This is a genomic window from Bacillus sp. S71, from assembly GCF_016625265.1.
In the GTDB taxonomy this organism is placed as follows: Bacteria; Bacillota; Bacilli; order Bacillales; family Bacillaceae_G; genus Bacillus_A; species Bacillus_A cereus.
Map to the genome: position 1 here is coordinate 126,207 of NZ_JACVUW010000005.1, position 20,851 is coordinate 147,057.

Here is a 20,851-nt window from a genome sequence, read left to right on the forward strand (position 1 = left end):
TTCGAAATTGAAAAAAGGGTGAATACGAAATGGAAGCATATAAAATGCACGATTTTATTAATACAAATGTTGAATCTCATCAAAATGAAACCGTTTTTAATTTACACATATGTGAAACAAGTGAATTTGACGTAAGTTTAACAAAATCTACAACACTATCTTTTATCGTTTCAAAAAAGAATATTAAAATTGTCACGAAAAAATGGACTAACTCAAACCAAGAAAGCATGATTGGCAAAAGCTACATCATTCCAACGAAAGCTTTTCACTATTTCTTACCAATTATTTCTGAAAATGAAGATGAGCTAAATATTCAAGTTCAAAGTTTTGGACTACGTGGTGAGCTTTTATTAAACGAAAGATTACTTATTGATAAAAACAACAAACACAACAGCAAAATCACTACATTCTTTGAAACATTAGATGAAAATGTAAATAAAGCATTACGAGGATTACAACTTCATTGTATGTAAGACTATTACGATAGTAAAAGGAGAATAACAATGAAAAAATTATTATTAAGCGCACTATTATCATTAGGATTTTTAACTCTTCCATTCGCTAGCGCAGAGGCCGCTACAACGAAAGATCAATTAATTGTAGACACTCAGTTAAATAAAATGGATTATTATCAGGATGGAAAATTTATAAAAAGTTTTACTGTCGCTACTGGAAAAGCTGCAACGCCTACACCTAAAGGCACTTTTCAAATCGTAAATAAAATTAAAAACCGCCCTTATTATACAGGCAAAATTAAAGGCGGGGATCCACGTAATCCACTTGGTGACCGTTGGCTTGGATTAAATATGGCAGGAACTTACGGAACAACTTATGCGATTCACGGAACTAACAATAATCAAGCAATCGGCAAATGGACAACACTTGGTTGTATTCGTATGTATAATAATGATATACACTGGTTATTTGAGCGCGTTCAGCAGCAAGCTACTGTCACTGTCAAATAGCCTAAAAACAAGATTTATGTGTAGCCAAGAATTTTATGTCTTGGCTTATTTTATTTATTCATTTACAGTAGCAAAACAACTGTATTTACATATATAATAGGAATAGATTTGATTAGCTAATATCTAAACATTGATAAACGTAGATATTAAAATTATACAGTTATAATGTTTTATAAATTTTATAATACATACTATAATAGAACTACTGTAATTCTGAACTATTCAGTAACACTAAACTATTCCCCTTGCTACCTTCATGATTATTTTATAGCGGGGGCTTATTATATGTATAAACAATCTGAGTCACTCGAAAAATGATGAATTCGAATATTGCAGTAAAAAGCGTTATTTAGGAGGTGTTACTATGACGCATATACTGGTGATTGAAGACAACCCAGATATACAAGAACTTATTCGTGAATTTCTAATGGCACAAAACTTTACCGTTGATGTAGTTGGTGCTGGAACAGAAGGTATTCTTCTTTTCCAAAAAAATTCATATGATCTTGTCCTCCTCGATGTAATGTTACCAGATATAGATGGCTATAGTATTTGTAAAATTATGCGAGGACAATCTGATGTACCAATCATTATGTTAACAGGCTTACATAATGAAGAAAGTGAAATTAAAGGATTTGAGTTAGGTATTGATGACTATATTACGAAACCGTTCCATTACACTGTATTTATTAAGCGTGTAGAGGCTGTATTAAGAAGGGCAGCAACGAAGGAAGCAGAAGCTGCTACTATACTACAATTCCATGAATTGATGTTAAACTCTACAGCATATGCAGCTTATGTTCATGGTAATCAAATTGAATTGACAACAAAAGAATTTGAAATTATTTATACTTTACTGCAAAATCGAGGAAAAGTATTATCAAGAAGTGATTTGTTGAATAAGGTATGGGGCTATGAACATTATGGTGATGTAAGAGTTATAGATACACATATTAAAAACTTAAGAAAAAAATTAGGAATTACTTATATTAAAACGGTGAAAGGTATTGGCTACAAAATCGAATCGTAGTAAAGACAACATCACCAAAAATATTTTCATCAAAACCTTATTATTTTGTATTCTTTTATCACTTTGTCTTTATCAAATTATTTACTTTCTAGCTTCAAACTACGATAAAGAACGTTTTGCGAAAGAAAATGGAACGCCGACTACAGAACAGGCGGATTCAGATAAGCAAAACGATCAAAGTAAAACGAATCAAAATAAAGCTGTGTCAGAAGGGAACATTTCTAATTTCCAATCTTCTATTGTAGATTATAAATCTCTTTCTGCAGCTATCAATCACCTTTTGCAGCCTAGCCAAACTGCAAAAGCAAAAGAACATACACAAAACCTTTCGGGGAAAAATAGCACTTCTAATCAGCTTACAGAAGCAGAAAAGAAAGCCGCTAATAATGATGCCTTACATACACAAAATGCAGCAAGTAAAACAAATGATACAAATGATAATCCAAAGTTAGCAGATGCGTTGCAGCAGTTAGCTCCACAGGTTGGCGCGACAATGCTTGCATTATCTCTACTCGGATCTTTAATGTACGCAAAACTAATTGCTAAACCTTTTCAATATATGAGCGATGCTTTAAAAGATATTATGAATCTTGATTTCTCAGATAAAAAGCTACTTAGCAAAAATACAGATCAAACAGATTTTAATTTGTCAGTAGCCGCTTCACAAGTACCAAATATTGTGAAGAATTTACATGAAAGCAATCAAGATTTAAGAAATGAGCTCAAGAAGGAACAACAATTAGAACAATCTCGTAAAGAATTTATGTCTATGGTATCCCATGAATTAAAAACACCCATCGCAGCCGTTATGGGACAACTAGATGGCATGATTCACGGAATTGGAGCTTATAAAGATAGAGATAAGTATTTGAAACGTTCCTACGAGATGATGCAAGACATTAACATATTAACGGAAAAAATGTCGGAATTATCCAAAATACAAAACCCTCAATTTAAACCGAATTTAGAAGTCATTTCTTTATCTAATATTATTGAGGATGTTATAAAGAAAGTAGATTACTTTGTATCTGTAAAACAATTAAATGTACAATCTAATATTAAACACGACGTACAAATTTTAGCTGATCCTAAATTTATTCAAACTGCTATTTTTAACATTATTTCAAATGCAATTCATTATACAATTGACCATCAGCACGTATATATAAAGCTTTATGAAAAACCAAACGGTTACGCATTAGAAGTATTGAATACAGGTTCACAAATTGATGAAGATAAACTTGCTCATTTATTTGAGCCTTTCTATCGCGCAAACCCTGATAAACACGGTTTAGTACAAGGTAGTGGTCTTGGATTATATATCGTGAAACAAATATTAGATAAACATCAGTTTCCTTACGGGATACAAAACACAGCTCAAGGTGTAAAATGCTCCATTGTATTCCCAAAAGCAATGTAACATTCACTATAATTACATACCCCAAACTCATACTTCATGTGTGAGTGGCGGAATTTTGTAGAGTGTCTTACTCTGTTTCGTTCGCCCGTTATCCTTATTTGGATAGCGGGCGTTTTTTATTACTTAAAAGGAGGATTTTTCATGGATAAGTTTAAATATTCATTGCTCGTTTTATTCGGTGCTTGCAGCTACGGCATACTTTCAACTATTTTCAAACTCGGATTCATAAATGGATTTTCAGCACATCAGCTATTAGGGGGACAATATGTCTTCGGATGGATTGGACTATTTCTACTCGTTCTTTTCTTTTCACGTCATAAAGTAACAAAAAAACAATTCTTTTCATTACTAACCGTCGGAACAACAATGAGTATGACTGGAATTTTCTACGCTATTTCTGTAGAAGAACTACCCGCATCTATCGCTGTCGTCCTACTCTTTCAGTTCACTTGGATTGGTGTCATTATCGAAGCAATTGCAAATCGAACATTTCCAAGCCGCGATAAGATCATATCTATCCTTATTTTATTTGCTGGTACATTGTTTGCAGGTGGTGTATTTGAAGGCCTCGGACAAAGTTTTTCTACGAAAGGGATTATCTTTGGACTATTAGCTGCAGTCTCTTTTTCATTCTATGTTTTTGCAAGCGGACGCGTTGCTACCGATGTTCCGCCTTATACGAAAAGCTTTCTTATGACAACAAGTGCTACTCTTATCGTATGCCTATTCTTTCCGCCAACCTTTTTAACAGATGGTGCTTTGCAAGCTGGCCTATGGAAATATGCTTTCTTCCTCGGCTTGTTCGGTGTTGTCGTACCTGTCATTTGTTTTTCAATCGGTGTACCAAAGGTTGGAACAGGACTCGGTACAATATTAGGTGCAGCTGAATTACCAACTGCTATTATCGCTTCTATTACACTTGTACATGAAGTCGTAACATTCATGCAGTGGATTGGTATTATTTTTATATTGGTTGGGATTTTCACTCCTCAGCTGCTTACGGCTAGGAAAGAAAGGAAACACAATCGCGTGCATAGCGCTTGAAAAAATACAGAATTTATATAAAAGATATAACTGCAATTAAAATAAGTAAATTTATCTGGAGGTATAAATGACTATTTTAAGCATCATATTTTTTGCTATTATGTGTATCTTCTTCCTAATAAGATATATGAAAGAAAAGAAATTTTACGATTTACTTCTCATTCCCGTTTGTATATATGCAGGAGCAGTGAAAACTCCTTTCGTAGAGTACTTAAACTTTAATACTACATTTAAAATAACGTATGATATTGCAGCTATTATTCTTGTAATCCTTGCCGTACTTTTCTTTTTGAAAGATAAGAAAGAGAATCATACTGCATAACAAAAGACCTTTCATTTACTTGAAAGGTCTTTTTCTATATTTCACTTTACCGCTCCATATAGCTTCCCTACCTCATGCTCAATTTGTTTTACATCGATTCGCTCAAATAGTGGCTGCACGCTATCAATTCTACTTGGCAACGTATTTTGCGGTTCCCAATTTCGTTTAATAATCGACAATGTGCTTCTAACTCTTTCACTTGAAAATGGTAAAAACGGTTCAAGGAGATTTGCAAAATTAGCGATAAGATACACACAGTTATAAATCGTTTCTTCACACGAAACTGGATCATCTTCTCTTTGTTTCCAAGGCTGCTTTTCATCAAAATATTTATTTGCAAAACGTATTGCATCAAATATTGTCTCTAACGCCACCTTAAATTTAGTTTGCTCAATCGCCTCTCCTACATTTTTATATAATCCTTCTACTTTATCTTTCAGCTCTATATCAATAGTCCCCTTTGGTACAGTGCCATCATAATATTTTTCAATAAACTTTAATGTGCGGTTCACGAAGTTTCCATATGCTCCTAACAATTCACTATTATGACTGTAAATAAATTCACGCCATGAAAAATCAGTGTCACGATTTTCTGGTGCATTTACTGTTAAGAAGTAACGGATAGAATCTGGATCATAGCGTTCTAATATGTCAGGCACCCATACTGCCCAGTTTTTACTTGTAGATAATTTTCTTTTTTCAACTGTTAAATATTCATTCGAAACGATATGACGTGGGATTGCTTCTTCCCCTATTCCAAGTAATACCGCTGGCCAAATGACGGAGTGAAATGGAATATTATCCTTGCCGTGTACATAATATGTTTGCGCATCGCTATTCCAAAACTCTTGATCATCTTTTCCTGTTTCTTCAGCCCAATGTTTACTCGCTGAATAATATCCTGCCACTGCTTCAATCCATACGTAAATTTTTTTATCTTCATACCCTTTCACTGGAATTGATACCCCGATTGGTAAATCTCTTGATACAGCCCTATCTTGTAACCCTTCCTTTACATATCTTTCCGTTAATTGAATTGCATTATCACGCCATGTTCCTTTTTCTTTTGCGATTTCTACAACTTTTTTAATTTGCTCCTGAAATGTATGCAATGCAAAATAGAAATGCTCTGTTTCCTCTACAGATGGCGTACTACCACATAACTTACATTTCTTTTCTAACAAATCAAGAGGATCTAAAATAGCAGAACAAGCATCGCATTGATCTCCTCTTGCTGCTTCATGGCAATATGGACATATTCCTTCTACATAACGATCCGGTAAAAACTGCGTACACGTTTCACAATACGCTTGTTCCACTGTTTTTTTATAAATATAGCCTTCTTCTAATAAACGTAAAAAAACTTTTTGAACAGTTTCATGATGATGCTCGCTATCGGTACGTGTATAGCAATCATACGTAAAACCGAGATCACGAAAACATCGCTGAAATTCTTCATGATACTTATTAGCAATTTCTTTTGCTGTCACACCTTCTTGTTTTGCTCTAATTGCAATCGGTGTTCCATTGCAGTCACTCCCTGAAACATACAGCACATTCTCACCTTTTGCCCTGTAATAACGCGCTAAAATATCTCCAGGTAATAAACTCGCAATATGGCCAAGGTGTAACGAACCATTTGCATACGGCCAAGCGCCTCCAATAAAAATACTCATCTTATATTCCTCCTTTAAAATATAAAAAGCCCCGCCCCTATCTTAAAAAAGATAAGGGCGGGGCTGTATAAACAGTCGCGGTACCACCTTATTTCGCCAATCACTCACATAATTAGCCTTAACAAGTACGGAGCTCTATGCTCTTATACTGTGGTTTTGATAACGAGTACCAACTCTCGTCGCCGCCTACTATTATCATTTGATAAGTTCAGGACGAAGCTCAAAGGCCATTGTTCAAATGAATATTCTTGCTTCTTCTCAGCTACCGAAGCTCTCTGGAAAGAATGTGTTCATCCTACTTTTCCTTTTCAACGCTTTTACGTATAACAAGTATTGTACGACTTAATCACAGAAAAATCAAACTTTTATTCAGAACGAAAAGGAAATCCCATCCTCCCGCCGAATACCTATACGTTCACAAAAGGAGTGATAACATTGAACCAAAAACAACTAAGCACTATAAATGAAAAAAGCTGGAATACAGCTGCTTATGAAGCTTGGACGAATCGCCATGGGACGCCAGAGGATTATGCAAAAAAAATTATGGAAGATCCCACACGCGAAGTAGCACATTATTTACCTTACATACAATCTCCAAAAGGAAAACGTATTATTAACTTACTCGGCTCAAAAGGAAATAAAGCTGTCGCTCTCGCCCTTTTAGGCTCTGACGTAACAGTTGTTGATATTTCAGCAAGTAATGCAAAATATGCAAATGAACTTGCGGACGCCGCAGACGTCTCTATTCATTACATCGTTTCTGATGTACTAGATGTAAATCTCTCCAAATCATTTGATATCGTATTACTGGAGCTTGGTGTACTTCATTACTTTCTAGATTTAAAACCACTTTTCAAAAAAATTTCTCAACTACTAAAGCCAGGTGGGATACTTATCCTTCGCGATTACCATCCAATATACACAAAGCTATTAGGAGTAGACCATCCATCATTTCGAGCAAGTGGAAATTATTTCGATGAAGAATTAATTGAAGATGATGTTGCTTATAGCATCCTTCTTACAGAAGCACAGAAAGAATCGCTACCTAAAACAACCATCCGTCGCTGGACGCTAGGAGAAATCATTACAACACTGGCGGAAGAACGTTTTAAAATTGAAAAACTAGTTGAAGAACATGGATCTCATCAAAGATGGGTCTTCCCTTCTACTGCACCAGAAGGAATCGAAGAACGTATCCCTGGTCTATATACAATAATTGCGACAGTATGCAAAAAAGGATCCCTTCACGGATAGGATCCTTTTTGCATGCTCACGCATATAAGTTGAGGTTGGAGATTACCATAATTCTGTAGAATAGGACACAAGATATTTCAACATTTCGTCTCTGACTTACGTCGTCAAAAAGGGGTATGACCAACATAACGAAGAGTAATGTTTTTAGTTGATACTGATAATCGTTATCAACTAATTAGAAGTATACATGATGTCATTTCAAATTTCAATAGCATTTCTAATATTTATTTATGAATTTTATGATATGCAAATGTATACATTTTAAGAACTTTTTCTAATACCAATCTGACTCCTTCCATTATCTGCTATAATTTTTATTGAACAGATTAATAACTTCATAATAATGTTTTTATTAATTTCGTTTTAAATATCTATAAATCATAATAAACAGTTTAAATGAGGGTAGGGGTAACGATGAAATATGTTAGTATTCGAAAAAAACTACTGTTCACACTCTTAAGCATTTCTTCTTTATTTAGCATTGCTCTTATTGTTATTCTTTCATTCGCCATGAATCAAGCAAGTGAAATCGAAACGTTAAAAAATGATGTATCAAAAAGAGCGACGATTTTAAAAGAACGTGGCGATTGGTTCCAAGGACAAGTTGCTGGTTTACAAGAATATTTGCTATCACATGATCAAAAAGGATTAGATAAGTTCAACCGAGAAGGGAAAAAATTAGCTGATACTAGAGAGAAAGTAACAAGTGACAAAAAGCTCCCAGAAGGAATGAAAGAAGCCATTTTAATGGGAGGAAAATGGCGTAGCGTCATAGATAATGAGGTACTCCCTCTTGCACGTGAAGGAAAATGGGACGAAGCATCTAGAATTGCTTTAGCACAAACAGATTATGTAAATGATCTTTTAGGTCGTTTTAATAAATATACAAATGAAGAAAATGAGAAACGTGACGCATTAATTGCTGATGTCGAGTCTTCTTCATCACTTATTCAATATATTATTTTCTTCTCACTCATTACATGTACATTAACGTCTATTTTATTAGCATGGTGGTTCTCTGGTAAACTCGTTAAACCAATTCGACAAATTGATGAGAAGTTAAAAGAATTAGCTTCTCAAGATGGAGATTTAACGGCTAGATTACACGTAACGAGTAAAGATGAAATTGGTGACATTGCAAATTCCTTTAATCAAATGCTCACTAACTTACAGCATATAATAAAACAAGTTCAACAAACATCAACAAGTGTAAAAGAAGCTTCCGAAAATGTATTTATTGAAACAACCGCTTCTATGGAAAATACCGCAAGGACCCAAGAAACTATGAATGCTCTTGAACACAATATTCGTTCACAAGTTTCTAGCATTGAAGAAAGTTCAACCGCAATGGATGACATGGCAACGAGTGTTCAGCGTATCGCTGAGTCCGCCTCTTCTGTTACTAGTTTAGCTGTCACAACTTCAGAAAAAGCAGATAACGGGAATAAAGTCATTGAGAAATCTATTACACAAATGCATACAATTAACGAAGCCGTTAACGCTACATCACAAGTAGTTGAGCGACTCATTACACATACAAATCATATCGATACTGCACTTCAATCTATTTCGAATATCGCCGAGCAAACAAATTTACTCGCTTTAAATGCTTCTATTGAAGCAGCTCGTGCTGGTGAACACGGTAAAGGATTCGCTGTTGTTGCCGATGAAGTTAGAAAACTTGCTGAACAATCTCAACTAGCCGCAACTGACATTAACCATTTACTGCATCAAATTCAAGCTGATACAAAAATAGCAAATGACATGATGACACAAGGTCAAGCAGAGGCTTCTGAAGGAATTACGGTTATTCGTACCGCCGGATCTTCATTCTCAGAAATTGTTAACCACATTAACAAAGTCTCTACGCAAATGCAAGAAATGTCTGCAACTGCTGAAGAGATGGCTGCAAGCTCTGAAGAAATGAATGCAGCTTTAAATAATATCGCTTCTATTTCAAACGAAGTTGCTGCAGAAACATCACAAACAGCACATTCGGCTGGTGATCAAGTAAACAAAATGAGTATCGTGGCTAACAAATCATCTGAAATGAAAACAATTGTACAAGAACTTGAAGTTCTCGTTTCTCATTTCAAAACAAACGCTTAAAGTGAAAATGACACGAACTCAAAGGTATAGGAAAGCAAGTTTTACAGTCTCTCTTTTTTCACTTTAAAATATCTCTTTCTATCTCTCATTCCGTCTGCTATAATTCCTAAAGGAAATAAGAAAGCTTTATTCCAACTGGAGTAAAGCTTTCTTTCAATTTTTTACATTTATTAATTCTAATACTAAGATTTCACAAAGGAGGCTTTTTATCATATGAATTTTGTAAGTATCAGAAAAAAACTTATGTTCATGATGGGAACGATTTGCGCTTTATTCGGTATCGCCTTAGCATTTATTTTATTTTTTGCTATTGACCAATCTCGTAAAGCTGAAACATTACAAAAAGAAATTTCTCCACTGGCAACAGAATTAAAAGAACGTGGAGACGCTTATCAAGTACAGCTCTCTGCTTTAAGAGGTTATTTACTACAACATGATCAAGTCGAATTAGACAAGTTTAATGAGATGAGTAAACGTCTTGAGGATTCAAAAGATAAACTTCTTTCTAATCCAAATGCTTCTTCGTCCGTAAAAAGTACAATGGAATTAGGGTCTACTTGGAGAAAGTTCGTTGAAGAAAAAGTATTCACTCTTGCAAAAGAACAAAAATGGGAAGAAGCTTTACAAGTAGCTTCTTCAGAGAACGGAACTGTCTATAAAGTAATTGGTGACTTCACAAATTACAGTAATGAACAAGCTAAATTACGTGAACAATCTATTGAAAAAATTGACCAATCTGCACTCTTAATCGAATATGTTATTTTCTTATCACTTGTTATTTGTATTGTCGCTGCAATTATTCTTGCATGGTGGTTCTCTGGTAAACTTGTGAAACCAATTCAACAAATTGACACAAAACTAAAAGAATTAGCCTCTCAAGAAGGTGACTTAACGGCACGTCTACAAGTAAATAGCAACGATGAAATCGGTGCTATCGCAACATCATTTAATAAAATGTTAGAAAACCTACAACATATCATTAATCGTGTTCAAAAAACATCAGTGGAAGTACAAACTGCTTCTGAAAATATGCTAGAAAAAACGAATACATCACGTGAGGCGACAGTAAGAGTCCAAAGCTCGATGTCCAACTTAAATGCAAGTATTCAATCACAAACTTCTAGTATGGAAGAAAGTTCAACTGCAATGGACGATATGGCAGTAAGTGTTCAGCGTATTGCTGAATCTGCTTCATCTGTAGCGGAACTTGCTGTTGCCACATCTGAACATGCTAGCGATGGAAGTACCGTTATCCAAAAATCTGTTTCACAAATGACAACGATACACGAAGCTGTAAATGCTACGTCAGAAGTGGTTGAACGTCTAATCACTCATACGAAATATATTGATACTGCTGTACAATCTATTTCTAATATTGCTGAGCAAACAAACTTACTTGCTTTAAATGCTTCTATTGAGGCAGCTCGTGCTGGCGAGCAAGGAAAAGGATTTGCTGTCGTAGCTGACGAAGTTCGAAAACTTGCTGAACAATCTAAAACAGCTGCAACAGACATTAATCAATTACTACATCAAATTCAAAATGATACAGAAACTGCTAGCTCTATGATGTCTCAAGGCCGTTCTGAAGCATTTGAAGGCATTAATGTTATTCGTGAAGCTGGTACTTCTTTCTCAACAATTGTAGAACAAGTAAATAAAGTATCTACTCAAATGCAAGATATATCAGCAACTGCTGAAGAGATGGCTGCAAGTGCTGAAGAAATGAACGCTTCACTTAATAACATCGCTTCTATCTCGACTGAAGTATCCAGCGAAACTGCCGCAACGGCACAATCTGCTGAAAAAAAAGTTATCGTTATGAATGAAATGGCAGTAACTGCTGGAAAAATGAAACAAACAGTTGAAGAGTTAGATCAACTCGTATCTCACTTTAAAACAGAATAGATTTTCAAAAAAATATCCCCCTTTCAAAGAGGGATATTTTTTTGAGCTCATTTCCTGCACATTATACTCATTTCCGTTATAATGAGAATCGATATCATTAAATTGTAGGAGGGGCTGCTTATGTCACAAGAAGCATTTGAAAATAAATTATTTGCCAATTTAGAAGCTGTTATTGACCCTGAACTAGGTGTTGATATCGTTAATCTTGGATTAGTGTATGATGTTACAGCAGATGAAAATAATAATGCTGTCATTACGATGACTATGACTTCTATCGGTTGTCCAATGGCTGGGCAAATCGTATCAGACGTTAAAAAAGTATTATCAACGAACGTACCTGAAGTTAATGAAATAGAAGTAAATGTCGTTTGGAATCCACCGTGGTCGAAAGAACGTATGTCACGTATGGCGAAAATCGCATTAGGCATTCGCGACTAGCGGGATAAAGAAAAAAAACCTGACACTCTAGTCAGGTTTTTTTCTCTTATTATTTTACGCCTACTGCATCATAAGCTTTCGTTACAGCTTGTACAGCTTTAGAGTTTTTACCATATAAATCTTCAGCTGACTGAAGTGCAGCTTGACGCATCATTTTGAAGTCAGAGTTTGCAGTTAAATATTTCGTAAGCGCACGGTAGTAAATTTTTTCTGTCGCTTCACGGCCCACTCCAGTTACTTTCACGCCGTAATGATCTCCGCCTTCAGATACTAAATAAGCAGCTTTATTATTAATACTACTGTTAATATGAACGCCGCCATTATCAGCTGTTCCAGTATAACGTTTACTATAGTGATCTGGGTAACCTTCACTTGGTTTTAATGGGTTTGGAATAGATGCTGGATCTTTTAGTGAACGAAGTGCATCGCCTGGTTTATCAGGTGTATAAATGTCAGCACCTAAATCCCAGCTCTTCTTCTCAACCATAACACCCATAATGTCAGATAACGATTCATTTAACGCCCCTGACTCATTTTTGTAAACAAGGTTTGCTGTATGTTCAGTTACAGCATGCGTTAATTCGTGACCGATAACATCAAGTCCAGCAGATAATGGAATGAATGTTTTTCCATCGCCATCACCATACATCATTTGCACACCATTCCAAGCCGCGTTATTCCAGCTCTCCCCTACGTGAACAGTAGAAATAAGCTTCGCACCTTTATCATCGAAAGAGTTACGATTAAATGTCTTTTTGTAGTAATCATATACTTTTCCTGCATTTACATGCGCATCAACTGCAGCTTTATCTTCGAAGAACTTAGATTTACTTTCAACTTCTTCTCCTGTATATCCAAGAATTTGTGAGAATAAATTAAACCAGTTCTCGTCCATATTCTCTGCATCAAATGTATGAACACCTTGTCCTCGTTTACCATCAAACAAGTTGAATTGTCCTGTTTTCGTATCTTGAGCAATTTCAAATGATTGTCTAGCACCTAATACTCCGTAACCAAATCCAGTAATGTTATCTACAGCGTTATATTTCTCAATAACATTTCCATTCGTTGCATCAACAAAATAATGCCAATACCCTGGAGCTGGTTTTGAAATCGATGCCTTAACTAAGTATGCAAGGTAGTAATTACCGTCCTTTTCATATACAAATAAATCTTTTTTCACACCGTCATAACTCTTAACTTTACCAATTTCTTTCTCAATATCTGCCTTTGCAATTGTTTCTGCTTGTTCCGCAGTAATGCTTGCAGCTGCAGGAATATTTTTATCATCTAAATTCGGAATAACTTGTCCGAAGAATGCTTTTACATTATTTTCTTTATCAAGTGTAACAGTTTGATCAGAACCGTACACAGGAATGTTATTATGTTTCTCAACTAGCTTCACATGTGTCGTATCAGATTCAGCGTCTTTTTCTTCCCCAACGATATTAAAATGCTTTTCAATATTTCCTGCTAATTTAAACATATCTTTCTTACTCTCTAAGTATTGAAAGACCGTCTCTTTTTTATCTAGTCCTTCCGGTGCTTTCCATTCTTCACCTATGTATGCAGGTGTTTTAAATTCTTGATGATATTGAATTTTTTGTTCTTCCGCTTTCGTTGTTGTTGCCCCAAACGCTCCAAATCCCCCGGCGATAACAGTTAACGCTAATGCTGATGAAATGACTTGCTTTTTCACTATAACATTCCCCATTCCCATAAAGATTTTTGACACTTTTATACAATTCTGATTTTTACAGCTGATACCTCTACCCAAAATTTGAGAAACATTTTTCAGACAATTCCAATCAAAAAAGAGGACATCCTATCGGATGTCCTCTTTTTTTTACGCATTTTATTGTTTTTTCAATTCAATTGCTAAATAATGAGATTGCTCTTTTGCTTCAATATGAATATCTTCTTCTACCGCTTCTGCTGCATCACGCATAACAAGATTTTCACCATTGATTACACTGCTTCCTTCAATTTGTACAAGGTACAATTGACGGCCTTCTTTCACTGGAAAATGAATTTCTTTTCCAGCCTCTAATGATAAGGAGTATAAATTCGCATCTTGGTGAATTTGAATTGGTGCATTTCCTTCTACTGAAGATACCATATGGAACCATTCATTTTCGCGCTTGCTCCAATCAAATTTAAACTCACCATAGTTTGGTTTATGATCCGCACGGTCTGGTAAAATCCAAATTTGTAATAAACGCAGCGTTTCATTTCCTAAATTATGCTCGCTATGAAATACACCCGTGCCAGCACTCATATATTGAACATGTCCACGCTCAATCGTTCCGCGATTTCCCATGCTGTCTTCATGTGTTAAAGCACCATCTACAACGTAAGAAATAATCTCCATATCACGGTGCGGATGCATATCAAAACCAGTTTGTGCCGCTACTAGATCATCATTAATAACACGTAACGCTCCGAAGTTCATGTTATTTGGGTTATAGTAATTAGCAAAAGAAAAATGAAAATGTGTATTTAACCAGCCATGATTTGCTCTGCCCATATTTTTATGATCAACTTTTCTAAACATATCCTTCACCTCATACTATCTCGAATTCGAGATTTATTTTAAAATTTTTTCTTACTGTAACTTTTTTAGTAGTGTTAATAATTGCTTTTGTTCCTCTATATTTAAATTATGAAACTTCTCTGCTTGGAACGTTTCTTGAGGTGGGACGATTTCCTCATATAAAGCTCTTCCCTTTTCTGTTAAAGAAATATATTTCGTAGTACCCTCTTGTTCACGCGAAATCCACTCAAGCTGCTCCATTTTATTTAAAAGCTGCGTTACATTTCCTTTCGTAACAAATAGCTTATTTCCAAGTTCTTGCTGCGTTAAACGATCATGTCCTCCAACTTGAGCTAACACATCAAACTGGGCGGCAGATACATTCCAGTTCTTCAAATGCTGATTCGTCTCACGAATACTCTTATTATAAAAACGTGATAAACGAAACCATAATAGTAGCCCTAGTCTATCTTCTGTTTTCATTTCATCACCTCGCTTGTTTCATACCATTAGTTTAGAACTAAACTTTATAAAAGTCAAATACTTATTTTTAATAAGTACAAAGAAAGCACAGCGCTATTTCTCCACTATGCTTTACATTAACTTTCTACTCTTATATTCATCCAATTTCCTCTCCGCGAACTTCCTCGCATCTTTTTCAATCCACCGCTCTTCGTACCGTTCACTTCCCACATACAATATATCTCTCTTATGCTGCATCGCATGGCGGAATTCATGCAGTAGCGTTTTGAGAACTTGCTCATACTCTTCCCATATACAAACGAAAATTAATTGCTTTTCTTTATGATAAAAACCACCTACTGGGAAGAGGAACTCTTCTTCCTCTTCTCCTAATGATAGAAGCACATCGTTTGCATCACACGTATCACAAAAAATAACGGGCGTTTTACATACTTCAATAAGAGAAAACAAATCCTCTCTCAACTTTTTGACATCCCAAGGAAGCTCCGAATCCAACACATACCAATTCTCTACCTGTTGATATACATTTTGAAACTGGAGTTCCATTTCTCTTTATTCCCCTTTCCAAGCACCCTTTTTCTATATGTATGCCACAATATGGTAAATATTAAACGTATTCTTTCATCCTTGAAAAAATGCCAATAAAAAAGAATCTACGTCGACATAGATTCCTTTTCTGTAATCACTTTTTTTTCATCATTTTTTTTAATACAAAATAACCAATTGCACAAACAATAGCAGCAAGTGCAAAGTATTTCACATATGGCCCCGCAACTTTATTAATACTTTCCCACTCTGTTCCTAATTTAAAACCTAAATATACAAACACAATGGACCACGGAATAACAGCTAATGTAGTTAGCGTAATAAACTTAGCATGTGACATTTTCGCAATACCCGCTGGTATCGAAATAGCATGACGCACAACCGGAATAAAACGTGCGGTAAAGATAACGCCAGTTCCATAACGATTAAACCAATCTTCAGCATAATCAATATGTTTCTTCTGAATTAAAATATATTTTCCATATCGCTCAAGAACAGGTCTTCCTCCATATCGACCAATCCAATAAATGAATAGTTGTGCAATTACACCACCAATTGTACCGAACGCGACAGCGCCCCAAAATGTAATGCTTCCTGTTGATACTAAATAACCTGCATAAGACAATACGATTTCACTTGGAATAACCTCTAGCATTAATCCAAGCATAATTCCCCAATAACCAAGTCCTTCTAAAAAAACTAAAACCGAATGAATCAACTCTCCTAACATCATTTACCTCTCTTTACTGTTTTCATTACAAAAATAAAAGTACAAGCAGGAAATATCTTGTACTTTTATTTTTTTTAATTTAGTTAGTCTTCGTATCCCACTTAAAGATTTTATTTAAGAATTTATATACATTCTTCGACTCTTTTGTCAAAAGTGGGCCTAAAATGGATAGTATAAGCACGTATAGTGCTGAGAATGGTTTCAGTACTGACATTAAACCACCAGCGATACCGATATTAGCCATAATGATGGAGAACTCTCCTCTTGAAACGATTGTTAATCCGATATTTGTTGATGCTTTATGAGATAATCCAGCTTGTCTTCCTGCGATCATTCCTGCTACAAAGTTACCGATTATCGTAAGAAGGACAGCGCCTAACGTTAACCATATCGCTCCGCCTAATGAGAACGGATCAATACTTAACCCGAAGCTGAAGAAGAAAATAGCTCCGAAAAAGTCTCTAAATGGAACAACAAGATGTTCAATTCGGTCACTATGCTCTGTCTCAGAGAAAACTAATCCTAGAAGAAGTGCTCCAATTGCTTCTGCAACGTGAATTGTTTCTGAAAAACCAGCAATGAAGAATAACGAAGCAAATACTACAATAATAAAGATTTCATCTGAGCTAATGTTGAGCAATTTATTTAATAACGGCGTAGCCTTTCTAGCTACTATAAAGAATAGAAGCATATATCCTAAAGCAATTCCAATTGAAGTAAGGGCACCTAAGAAGGAAGCGTGATCCCCAAGTACTAAACCAGAAACAACTGATAAATATACAGCAAGGAATATATCTTCAAACATAATAATTCCTAAAATTAATTCGGTTTCATTATTACCAGTTCTTCTTAAGTCCACTAACACTTTAGCAACGATAGCGCTAGAAGAAATCGTAATAATACCCGCAATAATTAAGATTTCTAGTAATGGGAATCCCATTATAAATCCGTATAACAAACCAAGTGAAAAGTTAATTAAAATATAAATCGTTCCACCAATCGCAATAGAGCGTCCAGATTTAATTAGTTTTTTCATTGAAAATTCTAATCCTAGATAGAATAGAAGGAATAGAACCCCAATCCGTCCAAGGAAGGAAATTACACTTGCACTTTCAATAAATTTGAGATCGATAACACCTATTGTCGGTGCATGCGGTCCTACTAACATTCCAAGAACGATTAGAAAAGGAATTACTGAGAACTTAAATTTTCCAGCAATTACTGCTGCAATTGCCACTAAAACTAAAGCTGTACCAACTTCAAAAATTAACGTATCCATCTAATCAGTCCCCCCTATTTGAAAGTAATTCATTAATGATTTTTTTAATTTCTTCTCTCTCACCTGAAACTACCAGCATATCTCCTTCTTCAATTACTGTTTCTGGTCCTGGATTAAATAGCTTCTTCATGTTCTTCTTCATAACCGCGATTATCGTTACGCTATATGTTTTTCTTATTTCAAGATCGCCAATTGTTTTTCCGATTGCTGGAGCTGTATTCTCCACTTTGAACCACTCAATCGCTAAACCTTCAAAAACCATCTCAACATTTTCTAACGCCCTAGGCTTATATACCATTCCACCTAATATTGCTGCAATTTGTCTTGCCTCTGAGTCACGTAGTGAAATACTTGAGATGCTTTCTTCATGGTCTGAATCAAAATGATACATTTCTCTACGTCCATCATCATGAATAACAATTACCATCTTTTCGTTACCTTTCGTAACGATTTGAAACTTATAACCAATACCCGGAAGTTCACTTTCTCTAATATTCATTTTTAGCTCCTCCATAACTTATTTATTTTAATTTTCTGTTTTTCTGTCTTTTATTCATCCAATCAGCTTTAGAAATTCTAACCACTCAGGATATTTGTGATTTGGAAATCTTTTATTGTAATAATAAGTGGACCCTAAAAAGATACTTAAAGATGTAATGATAAAAAATATATTACTTCTCATTTTCAAACTCTCAAGGCTTACTTTCAATAAAGAATCTTCTTTCAAATTATCCCCACCTTCTCGCTTTAAATTTAGTTTTTTAAAATGTAAATAATTCTAAAAATATTACGATGTAACATAATCATAACACAAAAATGACTTAAGTAACATAATTTTTTAGAAAAATTGATTCTCGTATATTTTTTGCATATAATTTTCTTATTACGAAAAAAAGGAAGTGTATTATATGGTTGATATCTTTAGCAGATTCCTTGAGGTAACGAATAATATTTTATGGTCATATATTCTTATTGCAATGCTAATCGGCTTCGGTCTTTACTTCTCTTTTAAATTAAAATTTGTCCAAATTACTCATTTCAGTGAGATGGTCAGCTTAATTAGTAAAGGGTTTAATCGAAAAGAAAAAAAGAAAGATAGCATCTCCCCATTCCAAGCATTTTGCTTAAGTGCAGCAGCACGTATCGGTATTGGGAACTTAGCTGGCGTAGCATTAGCAATTTCAATGGGTGGACCTGGCGCAATATTTTGGATGTGGTTTATCGCGATTATCGGAGCAGCTACTAGTTTCGTAGAATGTACACTTGCGCAAATTTATAAAGTAAAAGATGGAAGTAGGTTCCGTGGTGGACCAGCATATTACATGGAAAAAGGGTTAAACAAACGCTGGATGGGCGTCTGGTTTTCACTTCTTATTACAGTTGCGTACGGATTAATTTTCAATTCAGTTCAAGCGAATACAGTAACAATAGCGTTTGAAAATGCTTTTGGACTAGAGCGAACGATCGTAGGAGCTCTATTAGCCTTATTAGTTGCAGTTATTATTTTTGGTGGTATTAAGAGCATTTCACGTATTACAGAAATGATTGTTCCGCCAATGGCAATCGTTTATATCGGCGTGGCTATTTTTGTCGTTATTAACAACTTCAGTATGTTACCAAGCATTTTCATGGAAATCTTTAACGGTGCATTCGGTTTAGACCAAGCCATCGCTGGTGGTATTGGAGCAGCAATCAAGTTCGGTATTCAGCGCGGTTTATTCGCTACAGAAGCAGGAATGGGTAGTTCTCCTAATGCAGCCGCAACATCTGATGTATCTCACCCTGTAAAACAAGGGCTTGTTCAAGCATTAGGCGTTTTCGTAGATACATTCTTAGTATGTACATCAACAGCATTTATCGTATTATGTTCTGGACTTTACAAAGGATCAAATTTAGAAGGCATCGAATTAACACAAAACGCATTAAGTTCACAAATTGGACCGTGGGCAAGCACTTTCTTAGCGATTATTATTTTCCTATTCGCTTTCAGTTCACTTCTAGGAAACTACTATTATGGTGAAACAAATATCGCATTCATTAAAGAAAGCAAAACATGGTTAATGATTTATCGTGTTGCAGTTGTCGGAATGGTATTCTTCGGATCAATCGCTGCTCTTAAAACAGTTTGGAGTTTAGCTGATTTATTCATGGGACTAATGGTATTCACAAACTTAATTGCCATCTCATTCCTTAGCAAATTTGCTTACGCTGCATTAGTAGACTATTTGAAGCAAAAGAAACAAGGCAAAGATCCTGTCTTCGTTGCAAACTCTATCCCTGGCTTAAAGAATACAGAGTGCTGGGATGGACAGGATGTAGAAGAAAAACAAAAGGCTGTTTAACAAATAAAAGCGGAAGCGGCTCGTTTAGAACAAGAGCCATATCTCAAACAAAGGCCCTATTACTTCACCGTAATAGGGCCTTTTATTTACAACAGTTCATAATTTGTTCAAATTAATTCCAGCAAAAGGGTTGATTTATAGAGATTACTAGATTATAATAATTATAAATTAGTAATTGATATCACATAACAACTCAAAAGGAGATTGATCATAATGAACAAACAAGTAATCGAAGTATTAAACAAACAAGTAGCAGACTGGAGCGTTTTATTCACAAAACTTCACAACTTCCATTGGTATGTAAAAGGACCTCAATTCTTCACATTACACGAGAAATTCGAAGAACTTTACACAGAATCAGCTACTCACATCGATGAAATTGCAGAACGTATTTTAGCAATTGGCGGCAAACCAGTAGCAACAATGAAAGAATACTTAGAACTATCTTCTATTCAAGAAGCAGCATACGGAGAAACTGCAGAAGGGATGGTCGAAGCAATCATGAAAGACTACGAAATGATGCTAGTCGAACTGAAAAAAGGCATGGAAATCGCTCAAGATTCTGACGATGAAATGACATCTGACCTACTACTAGGTATCTACACAGAACTAGAAAAACACGCTTGGATGCTACGTGCGTTCTTGAATCAATAATAGACTTTAAAGCGGAAGCGGCTCGTTTAGAGTCGCTTTTTTATGTAATGGTCGCACTTAACGGTACACGAAATTATATCAACGATTTTTCAAATATATCGATCATAACTCGCAATATATC

Annotated in this window: 20 protein-coding genes and 1 other annotated feature; of the genes, 12 read left to right on the forward strand and 8 right to left on the reverse strand. The window is 35.2% G+C overall.

Going from position 1 to position 20,851, the window contains the following annotated elements:
- The first annotated feature begins 29 nt into the window (after window positions 1-29).
- From IBT51_RS13520 to IBT51_RS13545, 6 genes are all read left to right on the forward strand, one after another.
- Window positions 30-473, forward strand: a complete 444-nt coding sequence (locus IBT51_RS13520) for a DUF3978 family protein (protein ID WP_000388762.1) — start codon at window positions 30-32, stop codon at window positions 471-473.
- 30 nt (window positions 474-503) lie between these two features.
- The gene (locus tag IBT51_RS13525; RefSeq protein ID WP_000735058.1) at window positions 504-965 is read left to right on the forward strand and encodes a L,D-transpeptidase; all 462 of its coding nucleotides are present in this window, start codon (window positions 504-506) and stop codon (window positions 963-965) included.
- Between the two features lie 364 nt (window positions 966-1,329).
- Entirely contained in the window at window positions 1,330-1,995 is a 666-nt protein-coding gene (locus IBT51_RS13530; RefSeq protein WP_000148834.1) for a response regulator transcription factor, read from the forward strand.
- Window positions 1,973-3,415 (forward strand): sensor histidine kinase, encoded by a 1,443-nt coding sequence (locus IBT51_RS13535; RefSeq protein WP_088023116.1) that lies wholly within the window; start codon window positions 1,973-1,975, stop codon window positions 3,413-3,415. The genes IBT51_RS13530 and IBT51_RS13535 overlap by 23 nt, the downstream gene beginning before the upstream one ends.
- Before the next feature lie 141 nt (window positions 3,416-3,556).
- Window positions 3,557-4,459 (forward strand): EamA family transporter, encoded by a 903-nt coding sequence (locus IBT51_RS13540; protein WP_000357148.1) that lies wholly within the window; start codon window positions 3,557-3,559, stop codon window positions 4,457-4,459.
- A 67-nt stretch (window positions 4,460-4,526) separates the two neighbouring features.
- Window positions 4,527-4,781, forward strand: coding sequence for a hypothetical protein (locus IBT51_RS13545; RefSeq protein ID WP_000154123.1), 255 nt, complete (start codon window positions 4,527-4,529; stop codon window positions 4,779-4,781).
- A 41-nt stretch (window positions 4,782-4,822) separates the two neighbouring features.
- On the opposite strand, the gene metG is transcribed toward IBT51_RS13545, so the two are convergent.
- Complete coding sequence (gene metG / locus IBT51_RS13550) at window positions 4,823-6,457, reverse strand: methionine--tRNA ligase (RefSeq protein ID WP_168410389.1); 1,635 nt, start codon at window positions 6,455-6,457, stop codon at window positions 4,823-4,825.
- A gap of 50 nt (window positions 6,458-6,507) precedes the next feature.
- Window positions 6,508-6,778 (reverse strand) — a binding site (T-box leader).
- A 114-nt stretch (window positions 6,779-6,892) separates the two neighbouring features.
- On the opposite strand from metG, the gene IBT51_RS13555 reads away from it, so the two are divergent.
- The 4 genes from IBT51_RS13555 (at window position 6,893) to IBT51_RS13570 (ending at window position 12,163) form a co-directional block, all read left to right on the forward strand.
- The gene (locus IBT51_RS13555; protein WP_200458466.1) at window positions 6,893-7,711 is read left to right on the forward strand and encodes a class I SAM-dependent methyltransferase; all 819 of its coding nucleotides are present in this window, start codon (window positions 6,893-6,895) and stop codon (window positions 7,709-7,711) included.
- Between the two features lie 414 nt (window positions 7,712-8,125).
- Window positions 8,126-9,820 (forward strand): methyl-accepting chemotaxis protein, encoded by a 1,695-nt coding sequence (locus IBT51_RS13560; protein WP_053563407.1) that lies wholly within the window; start codon window positions 8,126-8,128, stop codon window positions 9,818-9,820.
- A gap of 213 nt (window positions 9,821-10,033) precedes the next feature.
- Window positions 10,034-11,725: a methyl-accepting chemotaxis protein gene (locus IBT51_RS13565; protein WP_001012193.1), complete on the forward strand. Its 1,692-nt coding sequence runs from the start codon at window positions 10,034-10,036 to the stop codon at window positions 11,723-11,725.
- Between the two features lie 120 nt (window positions 11,726-11,845).
- Window positions 11,846-12,163 (forward strand): metal-sulfur cluster assembly factor, encoded by a 318-nt coding sequence (locus IBT51_RS13570; protein ID WP_000076418.1) that lies wholly within the window; start codon window positions 11,846-11,848, stop codon window positions 12,161-12,163.
- A 49-nt stretch (window positions 12,164-12,212) separates the two neighbouring features.
- On the opposite strand, the gene IBT51_RS13575 is transcribed toward IBT51_RS13570, so the two are convergent.
- The 7 genes from IBT51_RS13575 to IBT51_RS13605 form a co-directional block, all read right to left on the reverse strand.
- Complete coding sequence (locus tag IBT51_RS13575) at window positions 12,213-13,862, reverse strand: M4 family metallopeptidase (RefSeq protein WP_069356436.1); 1,650 nt, start codon at window positions 13,860-13,862, stop codon at window positions 12,213-12,215.
- A 156-nt stretch (window positions 13,863-14,018) separates the two neighbouring features.
- Window positions 14,019-14,717: a pirin family protein gene (locus tag IBT51_RS13580; RefSeq protein ID WP_161114364.1), complete on the reverse strand. Its 699-nt coding sequence runs from the start codon at window positions 14,715-14,717 to the stop codon at window positions 14,019-14,021.
- Between the two features lie 51 nt (window positions 14,718-14,768).
- Entirely contained in the window at window positions 14,769-15,179 is a 411-nt protein-coding gene (locus IBT51_RS13585; protein ID WP_000845486.1) for a MarR family winged helix-turn-helix transcriptional regulator, read from the reverse strand.
- 111 nt (window positions 15,180-15,290) lie between these two features.
- Entirely contained in the window at window positions 15,291-15,725 is a 435-nt protein-coding gene (locus IBT51_RS13590) for a DUF3920 family protein (protein ID WP_000422799.1), read from the reverse strand.
- Window positions 15,726-15,861: 136 nt separating this feature from the next.
- The gene (gene uptA, locus IBT51_RS13595; protein ID WP_000900214.1) at window positions 15,862-16,455 is read right to left on the reverse strand and encodes an undecaprenyl phosphate transporter UptA; all 594 of its coding nucleotides are present in this window, start codon (window positions 16,453-16,455) and stop codon (window positions 15,862-15,864) included.
- 79 nt (window positions 16,456-16,534) lie between these two features.
- On the reverse strand, window positions 16,535-17,734 hold the full coding sequence (locus tag IBT51_RS13600) for a cation:proton antiporter (RefSeq protein WP_000380223.1): 1,200 nt from the start codon (window positions 17,732-17,734) through the stop codon (window positions 16,535-16,537).
- A 4-nt stretch (window positions 17,735-17,738) separates the two neighbouring features.
- Window positions 17,739-18,233 carry a cation:proton antiporter regulatory subunit gene (locus IBT51_RS13605; protein WP_001026075.1) on the reverse strand — a complete coding sequence of 165 codons (495 nt, stop codon included), beginning with the start codon at window positions 18,231-18,233 and terminating at the stop codon, window positions 17,739-17,741.
- A gap of 409 nt (window positions 18,234-18,642) precedes the next feature.
- On the opposite strand from IBT51_RS13605, the gene IBT51_RS13610 reads away from it, so the two are divergent.
- Both IBT51_RS13610 and IBT51_RS13615 read left to right on the forward strand, forming a co-directional pair.
- The gene (locus tag IBT51_RS13610) at window positions 18,643-20,076 is read left to right on the forward strand and encodes an alanine/glycine:cation symporter family protein (protein WP_000227591.1); all 1,434 of its coding nucleotides are present in this window, start codon (window positions 18,643-18,645) and stop codon (window positions 20,074-20,076) included.
- 213 nt (window positions 20,077-20,289) lie between these two features.
- Window positions 20,290-20,730 (forward strand): Dps family protein, encoded by a 441-nt coding sequence (locus IBT51_RS13615; RefSeq protein WP_001041895.1) that lies wholly within the window; start codon window positions 20,290-20,292, stop codon window positions 20,728-20,730.
- The last annotated feature ends 121 nt before the right edge of the window (window positions 20,731-20,851 follow it).

Excerpts from the sequence above, each read along its gene's own strand:
- IBT51_RS13520 (WP_000388762.1), top strand. The coding sequence starts at position 30 with ATGGAAGCATATAAAATGCACGATTTTATTAATACAAATGTTGAATCT.
- IBT51_RS13525 (WP_000735058.1), top strand. The coding sequence starts at position 504 with ATGAAAAAATTATTATTAAGCGCACTATTATCATTAGGATTTTTAACT.
- IBT51_RS13530 (WP_000148834.1), top strand. The coding sequence starts at position 1,330 with ATGACGCATATACTGGTGATTGAAGACAACCCAGATATACAAGAACTT.
- IBT51_RS13540 (WP_000357148.1), top strand. The coding sequence starts at position 3,557 with ATGGATAAGTTTAAATATTCATTGCTCGTTTTATTCGGTGCTTGCAGC.
- IBT51_RS13545 (WP_000154123.1), top strand. The coding sequence starts at position 4,527 with ATGACTATTTTAAGCATCATATTTTTTGCTATTATGTGTATCTTCTTC.
- metG (WP_168410389.1), bottom strand. The coding sequence starts at position 6,457 with ATGAGTATTTTTATTGGAGGCGCTTGGCCGTATGCAAATGGTTCGTTA.
- IBT51_RS13560 (WP_053563407.1), top strand. The coding sequence starts at position 8,126 with ATGAAATATGTTAGTATTCGAAAAAAACTACTGTTCACACTCTTAAGC.
- IBT51_RS13565 (WP_001012193.1), top strand. The coding sequence starts at position 10,034 with ATGAATTTTGTAAGTATCAGAAAAAAACTTATGTTCATGATGGGAACG.
- IBT51_RS13570 (WP_000076418.1), top strand. The coding sequence starts at position 11,846 with ATGTCACAAGAAGCATTTGAAAATAAATTATTTGCCAATTTAGAAGCT.
- IBT51_RS13580 (WP_161114364.1), bottom strand. The coding sequence starts at position 14,717 with ATGTTTAGAAAAGTTGATCATAAAAATATGGGCAGAGCAAATCATGGC.
- IBT51_RS13585 (WP_000845486.1), bottom strand. The coding sequence starts at position 15,179 with ATGAAAACAGAAGATAGACTAGGGCTACTATTATGGTTTCGTTTATCA.
- IBT51_RS13590 (WP_000422799.1), bottom strand. The coding sequence starts at position 15,725 with ATGGAACTCCAGTTTCAAAATGTATATCAACAGGTAGAGAATTGGTAT.
- uptA (WP_000900214.1), bottom strand. The coding sequence starts at position 16,455 with ATGTTAGGAGAGTTGATTCATTCGGTTTTAGTTTTTTTAGAAGGACTT.
- IBT51_RS13600 (WP_000380223.1), bottom strand. The coding sequence starts at position 17,734 with ATGGATACGTTAATTTTTGAAGTTGGTACAGCTTTAGTTTTAGTGGCA.
- IBT51_RS13605 (WP_001026075.1), bottom strand. The coding sequence starts at position 18,233 with ATGAATATTAGAGAAAGTGAACTTCCGGGTATTGGTTATAAGTTTCAA.
- IBT51_RS13610 (WP_000227591.1), top strand. The coding sequence starts at position 18,643 with ATGGTTGATATCTTTAGCAGATTCCTTGAGGTAACGAATAATATTTTA.
- IBT51_RS13615 (WP_001041895.1), top strand. The coding sequence starts at position 20,290 with ATGAACAAACAAGTAATCGAAGTATTAAACAAACAAGTAGCAGACTGG.